Source organism: Thermostichus vulcanus str. 'Rupite' (genome assembly GCF_022848905.1).
GTDB classification, from domain to species: Bacteria; Cyanobacteriota; Cyanobacteriia; order Thermostichales; family Thermostichaceae; genus Thermostichus; species Thermostichus vulcanus_A.
The window spans coordinates 65,973-81,431 of sequence record NZ_JAFIRA010000001.1 but is presented as its reverse complement, the minus strand read 5'-3'; the positions used below and the strand labels follow the sequence as shown (position 1 = coordinate 81,431).

At 55.7% G+C, this 15,459-nt stretch carries 13 protein-coding genes and 1 pseudogene; 10 read left to right on the top strand and 4 right to left on the bottom strand.

The genetic code is table 11. The features are described 5' to 3' along the window. Nucleotides 1-30: 30 nt before the first annotated feature. Nucleotides 31-1,821, bottom strand: coding sequence for a response regulator (locus JX360_RS00360; RefSeq protein WP_244348371.1), 1,791 nt, complete (start codon nucleotides 1,819-1,821; stop codon nucleotides 31-33). A 317-nt stretch (nucleotides 1,822-2,138) separates the two neighbouring features. Here JX360_RS00360 and JX360_RS00355 point away from each other — a divergent pair. From JX360_RS00355 to JX360_RS00345, 3 genes and pseudogenes are all read left to right on the top strand, one after another. Then, nucleotides 2,139-3,155: pseudogene (locus JX360_RS00355) on the top strand (EAL domain-containing protein). A 245-nt stretch (nucleotides 3,156-3,400) separates the two neighbouring features. Continuing rightward, on the top strand, nucleotides 3,401-4,423 hold the full coding sequence (gene hemH, locus JX360_RS00350) for a ferrochelatase (protein ID WP_244348370.1): 1,023 nt from the start codon (nucleotides 3,401-3,403) through the stop codon (nucleotides 4,421-4,423). 81 nt (nucleotides 4,424-4,504) lie between these two features. Beyond that, complete coding sequence (locus JX360_RS00345) at nucleotides 4,505-5,887, top strand: tRNA nucleotidyltransferase/poly(A) polymerase-related protein (protein WP_244348369.1); 1,383 nt, start codon at nucleotides 4,505-4,507, stop codon at nucleotides 5,885-5,887. On the opposite strand, the gene JX360_RS00340 is transcribed toward JX360_RS00345, so the two are convergent. Continuing rightward, the gene (locus tag JX360_RS00340) at nucleotides 5,884-6,630 is read right to left on the bottom strand and encodes a response regulator (protein ID WP_244348368.1); all 747 of its coding nucleotides are present in this window, start codon (nucleotides 6,628-6,630) and stop codon (nucleotides 5,884-5,886) included. The genes JX360_RS00345 and JX360_RS00340 overlap by 4 nt on opposite strands. Before the next feature lie 321 nt (nucleotides 6,631-6,951). Between JX360_RS00340 and JX360_RS00335 the strand changes: the two genes are divergently transcribed. The 3 genes from JX360_RS00335 (at nucleotide 6,952) to JX360_RS00325 (ending at nucleotide 10,254) form a co-directional block, all read left to right on the top strand. Next, the gene (locus JX360_RS00335; protein WP_244348367.1) at nucleotides 6,952-7,854 is read left to right on the top strand and encodes a 4-hydroxybenzoate solanesyltransferase; all 903 of its coding nucleotides are present in this window, start codon (nucleotides 6,952-6,954) and stop codon (nucleotides 7,852-7,854) included. 64 nt (nucleotides 7,855-7,918) lie between these two features. Beyond that, on the top strand, nucleotides 7,919-8,770 hold the full coding sequence (locus JX360_RS00330; RefSeq protein WP_244348366.1) for a YdcF family protein: 852 nt from the start codon (nucleotides 7,919-7,921) through the stop codon (nucleotides 8,768-8,770). Then, nucleotides 8,770-10,254 (top strand): glycosyltransferase family protein, encoded by a 1,485-nt coding sequence (locus JX360_RS00325; protein WP_244348365.1) that lies wholly within the window; start codon nucleotides 8,770-8,772, stop codon nucleotides 10,252-10,254. The genes JX360_RS00330 and JX360_RS00325 overlap by 1 nt, the downstream gene beginning before the upstream one ends. 11 nt (nucleotides 10,255-10,265) lie before the next feature. On the opposite strand, the gene ruvX is transcribed toward JX360_RS00325, so the two are convergent. Continuing rightward, the gene (ruvX, locus tag JX360_RS00320) at nucleotides 10,266-10,769 is read right to left on the bottom strand and encodes a Holliday junction resolvase RuvX (protein WP_244348364.1); all 504 of its coding nucleotides are present in this window, start codon (nucleotides 10,767-10,769) and stop codon (nucleotides 10,266-10,268) included. 38 nt (nucleotides 10,770-10,807) lie between these two features. Here ruvX and ahcY point away from each other — a divergent pair, with 38 nt between their 5' ends. Then, nucleotides 10,808-12,088: an adenosylhomocysteinase gene (ahcY, locus tag JX360_RS00315; protein WP_244348363.1), complete on the top strand. Its 1,281-nt coding sequence runs from the start codon at nucleotides 10,808-10,810 to the stop codon at nucleotides 12,086-12,088. Between the two features lie 104 nt (nucleotides 12,089-12,192). Here ahcY and JX360_RS00310 read toward each other — a convergent pair whose 3' ends face one another. Continuing rightward, complete coding sequence (locus tag JX360_RS00310) at nucleotides 12,193-13,395, bottom strand: argininosuccinate synthase (RefSeq protein WP_244348362.1); 1,203 nt, start codon at nucleotides 13,393-13,395, stop codon at nucleotides 12,193-12,195. A gap of 46 nt (nucleotides 13,396-13,441) precedes the next feature. Here JX360_RS00310 and JX360_RS17785 point away from each other — a divergent pair, with 46 nt between their 5' ends. From JX360_RS17785 to JX360_RS17780, 3 genes are all read left to right on the top strand, one after another. Further along, a complete protein-coding gene (locus tag JX360_RS17785; protein ID WP_425244323.1) occupies nucleotides 13,442-13,651 on the top strand; it encodes an SBBP repeat-containing protein in 210 nt (69 codons plus the stop codon). Between the two features lie 121 nt (nucleotides 13,652-13,772). Beyond that, the gene (locus JX360_RS00305; RefSeq protein WP_244348361.1) at nucleotides 13,773-14,711 is read left to right on the top strand and encodes an RNA-guided endonuclease InsQ/TnpB family protein; all 939 of its coding nucleotides are present in this window, start codon (nucleotides 13,773-13,775) and stop codon (nucleotides 14,709-14,711) included. Between the two features lie 2 nt (nucleotides 14,712-14,713). Continuing rightward, on the top strand, nucleotides 14,714-15,076 hold the full coding sequence (locus tag JX360_RS17780) for a zinc ribbon domain-containing protein (protein ID WP_425244322.1): 363 nt from the start codon (nucleotides 14,714-14,716) through the stop codon (nucleotides 15,074-15,076). Nucleotides 15,077-15,459: the final 383 nt, after the last annotated feature.

Here is a 15,459-nt window from a genome sequence, read left to right as displayed (position 1 = left end):
AGTCTCTTCTAGGCTGAGTTGAGCTACAGGTTAAACAGTCCTTAGCGGATCCCCTCCCGATGCTGCTGCTGAGGTGGCAAAAAACTGATATCGGGCCAAGCGGCGGCGCAAGTCCTGACTGTGGAGGGGTTTATTCAGACAATCATTGGCACCCATTTCCAGGGCTTCTGCGGCACTCAGTTCCTGTGGATAGGCGGTCATCATCAAAATCGGGATCCGGTCAAAGCGAACATCGGTGCGCACCGCATGACATAGGTCGATACCGGAAAAATGGGGCATTTTGACATCCAACAGCAACACATCCGGCAGGGTGGACTGAAGAATGGGCCAAAATTCTCGGGGATCCTGTAAAACCGTGAGCTGGCAAAGGTTCCCACATAGGATCTGAAGGATTTCTAGAAAATGGGGATCATCGTCTACCGCCAATACCTTTATCGGTAGCGCTTTAACCGTCTGGGCAGCGCGCCGCACCGTTTGTAGCAGTAACTCCGGCGGGCAAGGGCTGGGCACACACCCGGCAGCGCCTTTTTGCCGAGCTTCAATTCGTGCAGTCAGTTGATCTTCTCGCAACATGAGAATGTAAGGGATCCCGTATCTGTGAGCTAAATGGATCCCTTGCTCCTCAGCTTTGGGGTGAGTCAAGTCCAGTAATAAAACATCCACGGATCCCATCAGCAACTTGGCATCGCAGGGACAAGCAACTTGTTCCACCCGGATCCCTCCTGCTTGGCTGGAAAAGCTTTTGAGAATAGCCAGAGTTTCTGGGTTTGAACCGAGCAGCAGGAGAAAAAGATCCTCTTCGGACGGGGTGACAAAGGGATCCCGTTCCAGTTCCTTTCTCAGTTGCAGGAGCTTCTCCTGTAGCCGTTGCAATGGATACACCGAAGAAGACAATCCCTCTTCGAGTTCTTGGGCCAGTTGAGTCCCATTGGAAAACCCAAAAGTGCCCAGGGATCCCGCTAGAGTATGGGCGGCGCTGCGGGCTTGTTCGCGTAATTCAGCAGTCAGTTGATCCACTTGCCATTGGCTGAGGGCGGTTTCGATCAGTTGGATGCGCTCCACCATTTTAGGCTTGAAGCTGGGCCAGGCTTCTTGCAATTGCGGCAGGAGCAGGGAAGGCTCTGGGTTCTCGAGTTCTGCTGCTTCGTAAGTGGGGTTGAGGCGAACCCCTAAGCCACGAATTGCCTCGATGATATCTGGGGGAGCATCAACTTGTCTCAATGCTTGTCTGAGTCCTTTGATATGGGCTTTCAGGGATTCTTTGTTTGGAGTTTCCTCCAACGTCCAAAGCTGGTCAAACAGTTGCTCATAGCTGAGCATTTGTCGCCCGTGCCGCATCAAAATCTCCAGCAACTTATATTCTTTGGGGCGTAAGGATACCGGTTTTCCCCCATAGGTGACCGTGGCAGTTTCTGTACTGAGTTCCAAGATCCCCCAGGACAACAAAGCGTTTTGCAGTTGCCGAGGTCTACGGAGCAAGGCCCGCACCCGCACCAGCAATTCCGATATCTGAAAAGGCTTAACCAGGTAATCATCCGCCCCGAGATTAAACCCCATCACCAAATCCGTCTCCCCTCGCCGTGCCGTGAGCAACAAAATGGGAGCCTGGATCCCTTGTTGCCGCAGGTGCTGACACAGTTGGAACCCATTCAGCTTGGGCAGCTCAATATCGATAATCCACAAGTCTGCTGCCGTGACGCGAGCCAATTTCAGCCCTTCCAGACCATTGGTGGCCATCTCCACCAGGTAGTGCTCTTTGCGCAGGCGATCGGAAATAAGTTGGGCCAGCGCCTGATCATCCTCAACCAAGACGATTTTCATGGGGCTGGGGGAGTCCTCAGGATCTGGACACTATCTCAAGTTATACAACCCTAGACCACCCGTAAGAACATGGAGGGAGACCGGGGAAACTGAGCAGCAATCTTTTTCTATCATCCTGGGGATCCCACTTATCCAGGAAGAAGTCTTAGAGGTCTTGCCCTAAAAATATCCGAGGATTTACGTAAACACGATTTTTCGCTTAGGAAAGTCCGCATAAATGCGTAACTTCTAGCTTCCTCCTATTCATTTCCCCGTCTTCTCCCTGAAAGGAGCTTAGCCTCGGATTGTACATAAATAAATGTAAAGACGGGCATCTTATGTTTCAGCCTCCCCTAGAGCCTTCCGCAGAATTGCCGCAGTTGTCTGGGGCGATCACGGATGAGGTGCAATCTCACTTGGCTACCCTCTGGGGGACATTGCGGCTGATTCACCAGGGCCGATTGGACTTGCACTCTCCGAAAGGACGGCAGTTGCTGGAAGCCGGGATCCAAAATGCTCTGCATCTGCTGTCTTTATTGCGGGGGCCGAGTCTTCCTGAAGGGGTTTCCTGCCCAGTCGTTCTCTCCCAAGGCTTAGACAGTGACATTAAGTTGGCGCTGGGCCATGGACAGCTGCTTCTGCAGTACCAACCCTTTTTTCGCCTGGACTCTGGGGAATTGGTTGGATTTGAGGCTCTGCTGTGTTGGCAACATCCGGAACGGGGGTGGATCCCTCCGAGTGAGTTCATTCCGGTGGCCGAGTGCAGTGACTTGATCCACGAGCTGGGGCATTGGGTGCTGAAAACCGCTTGCCAACAGATGGTGAGGTGGCAGAAACAACTGGGCCGGCCCCTGCAACTGAGTGTGAATCTCTCCGCACGACAGCTGGATTAGCTCAGCCTCAGCGCCCAAATCAGCAAAATCCTGCTGGAAACAGGGTTCCCCGCTCGCCATCTCAGCCTGGAAATCACCGAAAGCTCTGCTGTACAAAACTATGGCAAGGCCAGCCAGCAGCTCCTCCATCTGCAAAAGCTCGGTATCCGCATTGGCCTGGATGATTTTGGCACGGGCTACTCCTCCCTCAGTTGTCTCGATAATTTGCCCCTGAATTTCCTCAAAATCGACCAGAGTTTTGTCGCCAAAGAACGGTGGGATACCTTGCAGTTGATTTTGCTGTTGGCCCAGCAGTTGGATCTGGCGGTTGTAGCTGAGGGCATTGAGACTCCCGAGCAACTGAAACATCTCCAGAATATCGGCTGCCCGATGGGCCAAGGGTATCATCTATCTTTCCCGCTCACTCCAGAACAGGTACAGGCTTGGTTGCCGACGGTGCCCACAGTAGCTGCTTGCTTTTGAACTTGTCTTCATCTTCTGAAGATTGGGCAAAGTGCGATAGGAGAGAAAGATCCAACTCCTGTGCTCCTTCTCGTCCGTTTGGGCGGCAGCTAGGGGTGAACGGATCTGCGCTCAAGGGTCTGGCCAGAGAAATCCCTCTGGGAAGGATGGGAAAATGAGAAAGATCGCAAAAAAACTTAAGACCATTTTCCCGCGATGGGATAAGACCCCCTACAGTGGAGAAAGACTGATTATTGAGATGTGTTATGTCGAAAAGCGGAGTGCTCCTGCTGAATTTGGGGGGGCCAGAGACCCAGGCGGATGTGCAGCCCTTTCTCTACAACCTGTTCGCCGATCCGGAGCTGATCCGCTTACCCTTCCCGTTTTTGCAGCGGGTTTTCGCCTGGGCCATCTCCAGCTTGCGGGCGGAAAAATCTCGGCGCAACTACGCGGCTATTGGGGGCGGATCCCCGTTGCGGCGCATCACTGCCGAACAAGCGCGGGAGTTACAGGCCCATTTGGTGGCAGAGGGCTATGATGTGCCGGTGTACGTGGCGATGCGGTACTGGCATCCGTTTACGGAATCCGTGGTTCAACAGATCAAATCCGATGGGATCACCCGTTTGGTGGTGCTGCCGCTTTACCCGCAATATTCCATCAGCACAACAGGATCTAGCTTTAAGCTGTTGGATCGGCTTTGGGCAGAGGATCCAGAATTGGCCCGCATCGAACGGCATCTAATATGTTCCTGGTACGACCAGCCAGACTATGTGCAGGCGATGGCTGCCGGGATCCGTGCTGGGCTGGATCAGTTTGAACACCCGGAACAGGTGCATGTGCTGTTTAGCGCTCATGGCATTCCGGAAAGTTATGTGACCAAGGCCGGGGATCCCTACCAGCAGGAAATGGAAGCCTGTGTGCAGTTGATTTGGCAACAGGTAGGGCGACCCAATCCCCATACTCTTTCCTACCAAAGTCGGGTGGGTTCGGTGAAATGGCTCCATCCCTATACCGAAACGGTGATTCCAGAGCTGGGATCCCGTGGCGTTAAGCACCTGTTGGTGGTGCCCATTAGCTTTGTCTCAGAGCATATCGAGACGCTGCAGGAAATTGATATTGAGTACCGGGAGCTGGCCCACCACTCGGGGATCCCGGATTTTCGTCGTGTTCCTGCTTTGAATGCTGATCCGCAGTTTATTGCAGGCTTGGTGGCGCTGGTACGGCCCCATTTGCTCACTCCCGGTTTGGCTTCCAGTGCTTTTGCTCCAGCGACAGCACTTCACCCCTAGGCTGGGATCCTTGACGTGCCAATTTGGGGATCTAGGTTCAGCGGGATCCCTTGGGATAATGGGTTGAGGGGATAAGGAAGCATGACCGAACCCCTGCAAACAGAGCTGCTCTTGGCGGGAATCCGCAGTCTTTTGCCCTTTCCCTGGACTTGGCTGCCGAAGGAAGCCTATTGGGTAGGGGGATCCCTGCGGGATGCTTGCCTGCGTCAACTGGGGATCTCTAAAACAGGGACTGGAGCGGGAGCCTTTCCTGAAGAGGCGGAGTCGGTTGACCTGGACTTGGTGCTCAATATCGATGCACAAGGTGCAGAGCACCCACCGGTGGAGTGGGCAGCAGCAGTGGCACGGCAGTTGGGGGCGGGGTTTGTGGTGCTGGATACCGAACGACAGATTACCCGCATCGTGTTGCCGAAGTTGACAGTTGACATAGCACAGCAAGTGGGTGCAACCCTAGAATCCGATCTGGGGCAGCGGGATTTCACCTGCAATGCTCTGGCTTTGGATCTCCACAGGGGTTACCTCCTGGATCCCACGGGCGGGCTAGAGGACATGCGCCGGGGCCAGATTCGCATGGTGCATCCAGACAACCTCAGTGCCGATCCGGTGCGGCTGTTGCGAGCTTATCGACAGGCGGCTCAACTGGGGTTTGGGCTGGATCCCCTGACGGAAGAGGCGATTCGGGAACGAGCCCATCTGTTGACCCAGGTGGCAGCAGAACGGGTGCGCTCAGAAGTGGTGGCCTTGTTGGAGGCAGGGATCCTGGGGTTGCGGCACCTCCAGGCGGCCACAGCAGCCGGGTTGCTGGGCTATTGGTTACCTAGTTTACAAGCTGAGAGTGAGGGGTTTGTCCAAGCCCAGCAGGTGATGCAGTGGGTGCAGCAGTGGCACAACTATCCCCGCATCCAGAAGGAATTGCAGCAGCCTTTGGCGGATCGTCGCTCGCGGTTTTTGGCGGTGGTGCTGGCGGCTCTGTTGTGGGATCCCTCAGATGCTTCCGGCTTTAAGGCAGAAGCAATCCAAATAAACCTGGAAAGGTTACGCTTCAGTCGCGCAGAACAGCGAACTGTCCAGAAGCTGCACCAGCTTCTCCCGCTGTTTCAGACTCTCTTGATGGGATCCCCTACCCCTGTCCAACAGTGGCGCCTGTATCAACAGGCGGGATCCCTGCTGGGTGGATTGGCTTTGCTGGCCGTGGCCACAGGATGCGATTGGCAAAAATTGGAACCCTGGCTCACTCGCTATGAAGACCCAGGGGATCCCTTGGCTCATCCGGTGCCGTTGCTGGACGGCAGTGATGTATTGCATAGTTTGGGAGCCAAACCTGGCCCTTGGGTGGGGCAACTGCTGGATGCTCTGCAAGAGGCCCAAGTCTGTGGCCAGATTCAAACCCGCTCCGAGGCCCTCGCCTTTGTTCAGCAGTGGAAAAAGAACTTAGACACTGAGAACAATAAGTTAAACCGCTAGCCAAAGCGGTAACCGAAGCCGCGCACTGTTACCAAATACTCAGGGTTACTGGGATCCAGCTCTAACTTTTCCCGCAACCAGCGAATGTGGACATCCACCGTTTTGCTATCGCCCATAAAGTCGGATCCCCAAATGCGATCCAGCAACTGTTCTCGAGTCCAAACGCGGCGAGGGTTGCCCATGAACAATTCCAGCAGGCGAAATTCTTTGGGGGAAAAATTTACCTCAATACCCCGCACCAACACCCGGCACTCTTGGGTAAACAGGCACAGATCCCCATGTCGCAGCACAGTAGCATCGCTAAGCTGAGATTGCTGCTGCCGTCGCAATACAGAGCGACAGCGGGCAATCAACTCGCGCATCCCAAAGGGCTTGGTCAGGTAGTCATCAGCACCAAGCTCCAAACCCACCACCCGGTCGGTTTCACTACTTTTGGCAGTCAACATCAAAATTGGGATCGTATTGCCCTCGCGGCGCAGCAGCCGACACAGATCCAAGCCATTCAGGCTGGGCAACATCAAGTCCAAAATCACCAAGTCCAACCGTTCTGAGGTATGCACCAGCTCCAATGCTTGCCGTCCATCAGCTGCCTGCAAAACTCGATAGCCTTGTTCTTCTAGGGCGATGGCAATGGTTTCCCGAATGGCATCTTCGTCATCCACCACTAGGAGGGTTTCCGACAAAGGCGCGGTTTCCTTCGGTTGTGGAAGTGGACTGGTGAGCGTCGGAAGGGTCGCTTGCATAATCGGCCTCACAGAGGTCAGAGAAAGAAGGGCAGATGCCACCACCTTCAACAGCAGCCCCCCGATAGGATATCAAACTTCTGCAAGGGCAAGATTGGGGGAACAAGCAGTGAACGGATGAAGGGATCCGCGATTTTTTCCCTGACGGCATTTGTGCCCGCAAGGATCCCGGATACATCAGCACACCCGAAGTTCTGGGGGGCGTTTTAGCATGATTTAAGATCAGCTTGGTTCTAGCTGCCGTGGGTTGTACCTGCTGCACGGCAACTGCTGTTCAATGCCCCAACGACCTCAACACCTGTTTTTCACTGGATCTCATCCATGTCTGCTTCTCCTCCTGCACCTTGGGCCACTGGCGCAGCCATTCTCAGGCTGTTGCGTTGGCACAAACCAGCAGGGCGGCTGATTTTGATGATTCCAGCTCTGTGGGGCGCCTTTCTGGCCGGACGCGGGATCCCGCCTTGGCCGTTGGTAGGAATTATCATTCTGGGCACCCTGGCCACCAGTGGCGCAGGCTGTGTGATCAACGACCTCTGGGATCGCAACTTGGATCCCTTGGTGGAGCGAACCCGCAATCGTCCTTTGGCCAGTCGAGAGTTGACGGTTGGGGTTGCCATCATAACCTTGCTGGTGAGTTTGGCCTGTGCAGCAGGATTGGCCCTGTTTCTCAATCCGGTGAGCTTTGCCCTCTGTGTGGCGGCGGTGCCAGTGATTTTGCTCTATCCGGCGGCGAAGCGGGTGTTCCCGGTGCCGCAATTGGTGTTGGCGCTGGCTTGGGGCTTTGCCGTGTTGATCAGCTGGACTGCGGTGAGCGGTCAGGATCCGGAGACTCCCCTCTGGGAAGGGGGCTTGGCTTGGTTATGGTTGGCAACGGTGCTCTGGACACTAGGGTTTGATACTGTTTATGCTCTGTCGGATCGAGAGGATGACGAACGGGCTGGGATCCATTCCAGCGCCCGTTTTTTTGGGCGGTTGACTCCGACGGCGGTGGGATTCTTTTTCTTGGGCACTTCTATTGCCCTGCTAGGAGTGGGGCTGACTTTGGGTTTGCACGGAGTTTACTTCGCCAGTTGGGTGATCGCCACCTCGATGTGGGGCCGACAAACCTGGCAACTGCATCAGGTGGATGCACCACCGACCCTGTATCCGGCCATCTTCGGCCAGAATGTGGTGCAGGGATTTATTTTGCTAGCAGGCATGATTGGGGGATCCCTGTTGGCCTAGTGGCCATGCCCGATGAGGATCTCAACCTGATGTCAACTTGACGTTGTGGAGGTGAGGGATCCCGATGTTTGATCTCTACCACTGTGAACGGGAGCCATTGCCCTGGTTGGGGTTAAAAGCCAATCTCAGCCAAATGCTGACTCAGCCCCTTGGGATGGTGCCCTTGCTGCTGCTGATCGTCTTGGCAGTGGTTTGGCTGGTGCCTCCTGCGCGGCGTCGCCTCGGATTGTTCCTGAGCAGTTTACCCCTCTGGCTCTACTTGGTGCTGCTCACCCCTGCGGGCAACGGCATACTCACCTGGGGACTGACCACTTGGATCCCTCGAGATGCACTGGCTCCTGCTGATGCCATCGTGGTGTTGGGCCGAGGTGAAGCTTTGGCCAGTGGGCGGGTTGAAGAGGCTTATCGTCTATGGCAAGCAGGCTGGGCTCCGCGCATCTTTGTCAGTGGCGCAGGAGATGCGGGGCCGATGGGTAGGGCTCTGTTGGCATTGGGGGTTCCCAGAAGTGATCTCAATGGAGAAGACTGCTCCCAAACAACAGAAGAAAATGCCCAATTCAGCTTGGCCCTACTAGAACCGGCTCAGGTGCAATCGATTCTTCTCATCACCGATAACATTCACATGTTGCGTTCTGAGCTTACCTTTCGCAGCTTTGGCATCCGGGTGATTCCCATCATCAGTGAGACCTACTCATCGCGCGGCTTCCCGCTACCCGCCCTGCGTGAGTACTTAGGGTTGCTCAGCTATGGCCTCAAGGGTCGATTTTTTGCTCGTTCCATTCCGGATCTGCAAACTTTGGGTTTTGGCTGGGAAGGGATCCCGATTTCAAGCCAACCCTCTATCCCGGACAGCAGAATTAACTCAAGGCCAGAAGCACACTATACAATTGCTGTACCTGAGGAATTGAGCTCCTAATGGCTTTATTAAGCGGTGGCGCGCCTCCCTACGACATCCTCATCCTCTCGAACGGCCCCGGAGAGCTGACCACTTGGGTACGCCCGGTTGTGATGGAATTGCGCCAACAACTGCCTCAGGCTCGTCTTTCCCTGGTGCTCTCCCCCTGTCCCCACGCCTCCGGGCAAGAAGCCAAAATGGCACAGGAGTTTATTCAAATCGATCGGGTACAGGATCCCGATTTTTTTCTGGCTTTTTTGCTCACCGGCCAAACGGAAGAAGCCTGGGATTGGGCGAAACGGGGAGTGGTGCTCTTCCTGGGTGGCGATCAATTTTTTGCTATCTGGATTGCCCAGCGCCTGCGTTACCGGCTGGTGGTGTATGCCGAGCATCAGCCCCGTTGGCAGCCTTGGGTGGATGCTTTTGCCCTGCGAACGGAAGAGATCAAACGACGTTATGACGGTGGATGGTTATTGGGTCACTGTTGGGCCAGCAAAATGCATGTAGTTGGGGATTTAATGGCAGATGGCGTAGCCAGTGCTACCTACTTGCCGGGGATGCCGGTTTCCGGTTGGCTCAGCAGTAGATCTTTTTCCACCCAGACCCCTGCTGCTGCCTCTAAACCTACAGCTGGTTTTTCTTCCCTAACCCAAATTCCTGCTCTGAGTGAAGCTGTCCCCTCTGAGGGAACCGTGCCAGAGCCAGTGCCAAATCGCTTTGCCCAAGAAGGATTGCTGCCGCGGGGTTGGCAACGCCTCAGTGATGGGGGCCGTACTCACTATCAGGTGGGATTATTACCGGGCTCCAAACCCGCCAAACTCTCTTTGGGGGTGCCGATGATGCTGGCGGTGGCCGATGAGTTGCGCCAACAGCTACCCAACATTCGCTTTGTTATTCCCGTGGCTCCTGGACAAACACCTCAGTCCTTGGCGGGCTATGCCCATCCCAAATTTAACCCTGATATGGCCTTGGTGTATGGAACATCGGGTGCGCTAGAGCAAACCAATTTGGGGGCACAATTCATTACCCCCTTTGGCAGCACCATTCAACTGTGGACGACTTTTCCGGCCTATTCGGTTTTGGCCAATTGCGACCTCTGCCTAACAACCATTGGGGCCAATACAGCGGAACTGGCGCGACTGGGGGTACCGATGGTGGTGGTGATCCCCACCAATAAGCTGGAAGCGATGCGAGCTTGGGATGGGATCCTGGGCCTATTGGTGAATTTGCCCGGCATTGGCACTGGGTTGGCCCGTTGGATCAATCGGTTGGCCCTAGGCTGGTTAGGTCACTTGGCTTGGCCGAACATTTGGGCGGGGCGGGAGGTGGTGCCGGAGTTGCGGGGGCATTTGCGTCCAGTGCAGGTAGCAGAGCAGGCCCAAGTTTTGCTCGAAGATCCCCAACGCCGTCGGCAGATGCAGGCCGAACTGCAACAACTGGGGGGGAAACCGGGGGCAGCCCAAGCGATTGTGCAGTTGGTGGCTCAGCAATTGAGCAAAAGCTAGGAGAGAGCTCTCTAGCTGAGAGCAATATCGAGGCCCTCTGTCCTGTCGGCAGGCAGAGGCGGTTGAGAACGGCGCTGATCCAGCCAGGTTTGTAAAATCACGGCTGCCGCCTGTTGATCGATGAGGGGCTTCTGGCTTTTGGCCGGGATCCCAGCGGCCTGCAGATCCCACTCCGCTTGGACGGTGCTGAGGTATTCATTCACCGTTTCGATGGGCAGATCCACAGCCTTTTGCAAAGCCCGCACAAACCGCTGCACCTTACGAGCCTGGGATCCAACCGTTCCATCCGCCAACAGCGGCATCCCCACCACCAGGATGTTGGCCTGACGACGCTGGATCCAAGACTGAATTTGGGCAATATCTTCTGAGAGAGAGCGTCGCTGAATCACCCCCAATCCAGTGACCAGCAAACCCATCCGATCACATCCCGCTATGCCAATGCGGCGATTGCCTACATCCAAGCCCAGCGCGGCAACGGGATCCCCTGTGGCAGAATAGGTCAGGTTTGTGAACATCTCTACACCCTACTCAACTTAATTGGGAGTCGATCTCTATGACCACCGCTACCCTGTCTCTTCCCAAGCATGAGGTGAAAGACCTCGGCCTTGCCCCGCTTGGTAAACAGCGTATCGAATGGGCGGCCCGGGAGATGCAGGTGTTGGCCCAAATCCGCGAGCGTTTTGCCCAGGAAAAACCCTTCGCCGGGATCCGCCTGGTGGCCTGCTGCCATGTCACCACCGAAACCGCCAACTTGGCCTTGGCCCTGCAAGCAGGCGGAGCTGACAGTGTACTCATTGCCAGCAACCCCCTCTCCACCCAAGATGATGTGGCCGCTAGTTTAGTCTCAGACTATGGCATTTCTGTTTTTGCCATTAAGGGAGAAGACGTTGCCACCTACCATCGGCATGTGCAGATTGCTCTGGATCACCGCCCCAACATCATTATTGACGATGGCAGCGATGTTACTGCCGAGCTGGTTCAGCACCGCAAAGGGCAACTGGCCGATATTATTGGTACCACCGAGGAAACCACAACAGGGATTGTCCGCCTCAAGGCCATGTTCAAAGCAGGGGTGCTCAGCTTCCCGGTTATGACTGTCAATGATGCGGAGACCAAGCACTTTTTCGACAACCGCTACGGTACCGGCCAGTCCACCCTCGATGGCATTTTGCGCTGCACCAACATTCTCTTGGCCGGCAAAACAGTGGTGGTGGCTGGGTACGGCTGGTGCGCCAAAGGGGTAGCGATGCGGGCCCGTGGTATGGGATCCCAGGTGATCGTGACGGAAGTGAACCCGGTGCGGGCGCTGGAGGCGGTGATGGATGGCTTCCGGGTGATGCCCATGAGTGAGGCTGCTCCCCTGGGGGATATCTTCATTACCGTCACGGGCAACAAGCATGTGATTCGCGGTGAGCATTTTGACCGGATGAAAGATGGAGCCATGGTCTGCAACTCTGGCCACTTCGACATTGAAGTTGACTTGGTGGCTTTGGAGGAACGCACGACCTCACGGCAGGTGGTACGCCCCTTTACGGAGGAGTTTCGCCTCAAGTCCGGCAAGTCGGTGGTGGTCTTGGGGGAGGGTCGCTTGATCAACCTAGCCGCTGCTGAAGGGCACCCCGCCAGTGTCATGGACATGAGCTTTGCCAACCAAGCCCTCGGTTGTGAATACCTGGTCAAAAACAAGGGGAACTTGGCTCCTGGGCTGCACCCGATCCCGGTGGAGGTGGATCAAGAGATCGCCGCTTTGAAACTGAAGGCGATGGGGATCCAAATCGACAGCCTCACCCCAGAACAAATCGAGTATGGCAATTCTTGGACAGCTGGGACTTAATTAAGCAGTTCTGAGATGAGGTTAGGGATCCTAAGCTTAGGTCGGCTTGGGATCCTGAGCACCTGTGGGCGCGGTTGTGCAGTGAGATTCTAAACGGGATCCCCTCAGCCCCGTTGCGATTGTGACCAAACGCGGGTGGGCAGGCCCCAAATATAGATGAAGCCTTCAGCAGCCTTGTGATCAAACTGATCCCCTTCCCCATAAGTGGCCAGTTCAGCGTTGTAGAGGGAGTAAGGAGACGAACGCCCCACACACACCGCTTGTCCCTTATGTAAGCGCATGCGCACAACGCCGGTAACGGTTTTTTGGGTGGCATGGATAAATCCATCCAAAGCATCCCGCAGTGGAGAATACCAGAGACCGTTGTAAACCAGTTGGCTGTAGGTGGTTTCAATGCCGTACTTGTAATGGGTAACATCGCGGGTCAACGTCAGGCTTTCCAACTCACGATGGGCCTGGATGAGCACCAGCAGAGCGGGGCACTCGTAGATTTCACGAGATTTAATTCCGACAAGGCGATTTTCTACCATGTCGATGCGCCCGACCCCATTGGCGCCTGCCAAAAGGTTCAACTGTTCAAACAGCATCTTCGGATCCAGCCGCTCGCCATCCAAGCCCACAGGGATCCCTTGCTCAAACTCAATCTCCACGTAGGTGGGATCCGCTGGCGCATCCTGCACCGATTTGGTGAGGGCATAGACTTCTTCCGGTGGTTCTAGGTTGGCATCCTCTAGGATCCCGGCTTCGGCACTGCGGCCCAAAATATTGAGATCGATGCTGTAGGGGCTGGATTTTTTCACCGGCGAAGGGAGCCCGAACCGCTCCCCGTAGGCAATGGTTGCTTCGCGGGTCATGCCCCATTCACGGGCCGGCGCTAACACCTTCAGCTTTGGATTAAGGGCGGTAATGGCCAGATCAAAACGCACTTGGTCGTTGCCTTTGCCGGTGCAACCGTGGGCCACCGCATCGGCGCCCACTTCCTCCGCCACTTCCACCAACAGTTTGGCGATCAAGGGCCGGGCCAGCGCGGTGGAGAGGGGATAGCGATTTTCGTAGAGGGCATTGGCTTGAATGGCCGGGAAAGCGTAGTCGGTGATCAGTTCCCGAATGGCATCGCGCACTAAGGATTGTTCGGCCCCAGCGGTCAGGGCTTTGGCTTGAATCGCGTCCAGTTCCGCCCCTTGCCCTAGGTCCACGGCCAAGGTCACCACCGATTCCACCCCCCACTCGTGAATCAGGTAGGGGATACAGACCGAAGTATCCACCCCACCCGAATAGGCCAACACCACCTTCTTCGCCCGTCCCATGCTGCTGTGGATCCCTACTTGAAAAGTTGCTAGCCCATTATGCCCTGTGGCTTGGATCTTGACTCGTAGTAATCCCGCCTCGGACTTCGCCCCAACCCGAAATCCGGCCAATCTCAGTTCAGTTCTTTGGACCCGGCAGTTCGGAACCCACCATGATGACTGGGCTACTTCCATGGCAGTGGATCAACAGGGAAACATCCTGGTCTCGGGCTACCGGAGAGCATCGCAGTGCTCCGCCTATACCGCTTGCGGTTAGGTGGGGGTGAAGCGTTGACCCTCCGGGTCGTGCGGAGCACGTTGACCCTCCGGGTCGTGCGGAGCACGTTGACCCTCCGGGTCGTGCGGAGCACGATTAAGCCAAACGTTACACTGCACCTATGATGAACTTGACGTATGAGTACAAGCTAAAACCGACTCAGCAGCAGGCCAAACAGATCAACCACTATCTGGAGATATGCCGTAGGGTCTGGAATGATGCTCTGAGAGAGCGCAAAGACTGGATGGCTTCTCGCAAATGTCCGGTCAATGCCTGCTCTCTGCGTAGCGAGTCCATCATCCCGGCAGACGCGCCATACCCCAGCTTTAAGCTGCAATGCCAACGGCTGACTGAGGCAAAGCGGCTTGATGAGGATCTAGCTTCTGTCAATGCCCAGGCATTGCAGCAGGTTTTGAGGCGCTTAGACCAAGCCTTTGACCGTCGCAAAAAGTTGGGGACTGGGTTCCCCCGGTTCAAAAAGCCGGGACAGATGCGGTCGTTTGCGTTCCCTCAACTGGGCAAGACTCCCCTGAACAATGGGGCAGTTAAGTTGCCTGGGTTGGGGTGGGTCGCCCTTCGTCAGTCACGGCCATACCCAGAGGGTTTCATGGTCAAGCAAGCCAGGGTGGTCAAGCGGGCCTCTGGCTATTACGTCCTGCTCACTTTTCAGGCGGATATTGCTATCCCAGCACCACCGTTGGTGGGGCCTGTGGTTGCCGTAGATGTGGGCCTGGAATACTTTCTTTCCACCTCAGATGGGCTTCAACTAGAGCGCCCCAAGTTTTTCGTGGATCTGCACCGCAAGCTTAAATCGCTGCAACGCAGACTGAAGCGGAAACAGCTTGGGTCGGCGAACTGGAAAAAGGCTCAGCTCAAGGTGGCACGGCTGCATGAGCGGATTGCCAATACCCGCAAAGACTTCCACTTCAAGGCAGCTCACCAACTTTGTCATGAAGCTGATGTGATTGTGGTTGAGGACTTGAACCTGATTAACCTCAGTCGCGGCATGTTGGGCAAACACATGCTGGATGCCGGCCACGGTCAGTTTCTGATCGCGTAGCGGTGCGGAGCACTAACTCGGTGCTGCCCTGGGTGGGCTTCAAACGTGGCAAGGCTGTGGTGAAGGAGCAGGCAGCGGGCACCTCTCAGGAGTGCCCTAAGTGTGGGGAAGCCGTTCGCAAAACGCTGTCAACACGTTGGCATGAATGCTCCTGTGGTTGCTCCATGCCTAGGGATATTGCCAGCGCGTTGGTTCTGCGGAACAGATTTATGAGTGCGGCATCCTATCGGGAACAAAAGCGCTGTGGGGCGCACAGTGCTGAAAATGCCCCTGGAGAGGTTCTGGCGGGGGTGTCCTTTGGGACGTCTAGTCAAGACTCTGTGAACGGGGAATCTCCTGCTGTACGCAAAGCGTTAGCGGGATGAGCGTCAAACCGAAGGAGCACTCCCTGACCAAGCCCACTCTGGCAGAAGGGACGCCTTTGTGCGCAAGTACGACTCCGAGGGCAACGAACTCTTAGCCCGACAATTTGGAAGCAGTGAGGATGACGTTGTCCGCGCTATTGCTATAGACAGAGGGGGAAACGTCCTTGTTGCTGGGTTTACCAGGGGAACTCTCCCAGGCCAGACCCACCTGGGTGATGCTGATGCCTTTGTCCGCAAGTACGGCCCCTTCCCACACCTAGCCCGGGGTGTAGGCAGCGAGGCTCGAAAAGCAGTGGCAATTCGGCCATAGGAAAGAGCGAAAAGGGATCCACGGTTACTTCTGTCAGCTATTCTCAAGGGGATTTCTCCTGTTGATGTCAAAA

Bases quoted from the DNA above. Each gene is read 5' to 3' on its own strand.
- JX360_RS00360 (WP_244348371.1), bottom strand. From the start codon at position 1,821: ATGAAAATCGTCTTGGTTGAGGATGATCAGGCGCTGGCCCAACTTATT.
- hemH (WP_244348370.1), top strand. From the start codon at position 3,401: ATGTCGAAAAGCGGAGTGCTCCTGCTGAATTTGGGGGGGCCAGAGACC.
- JX360_RS00345 (WP_244348369.1), top strand. From the start codon at position 4,505: ATGACCGAACCCCTGCAAACAGAGCTGCTCTTGGCGGGAATCCGCAGT.
- JX360_RS00340 (WP_244348368.1), bottom strand. From the start codon at position 6,630: ATGCAAGCGACCCTTCCGACGCTCACCAGTCCACTTCCACAACCGAAG.
- JX360_RS00335 (WP_244348367.1), top strand. From the start codon at position 6,952: ATGTCTGCTTCTCCTCCTGCACCTTGGGCCACTGGCGCAGCCATTCTC.
- JX360_RS00330 (WP_244348366.1), top strand. From the start codon at position 7,919: ATGTTTGATCTCTACCACTGTGAACGGGAGCCATTGCCCTGGTTGGGG.
- JX360_RS00325 (WP_244348365.1), top strand. From the start codon at position 8,770: ATGGCTTTATTAAGCGGTGGCGCGCCTCCCTACGACATCCTCATCCTC.
- ruvX (WP_244348364.1), bottom strand. From the start codon at position 10,769: ATGTTCACAAACCTGACCTATTCTGCCACAGGGGATCCCGTTGCCGCG.
- ahcY (WP_244348363.1), top strand. From the start codon at position 10,808: ATGACCACCGCTACCCTGTCTCTTCCCAAGCATGAGGTGAAAGACCTC.
- JX360_RS00310 (WP_244348362.1), bottom strand. From the start codon at position 13,395: ATGGGACGGGCGAAGAAGGTGGTGTTGGCCTATTCGGGTGGGGTGGAT.
- JX360_RS00305 (WP_244348361.1), top strand. From the start codon at position 13,773: ATGATGAACTTGACGTATGAGTACAAGCTAAAACCGACTCAGCAGCAG.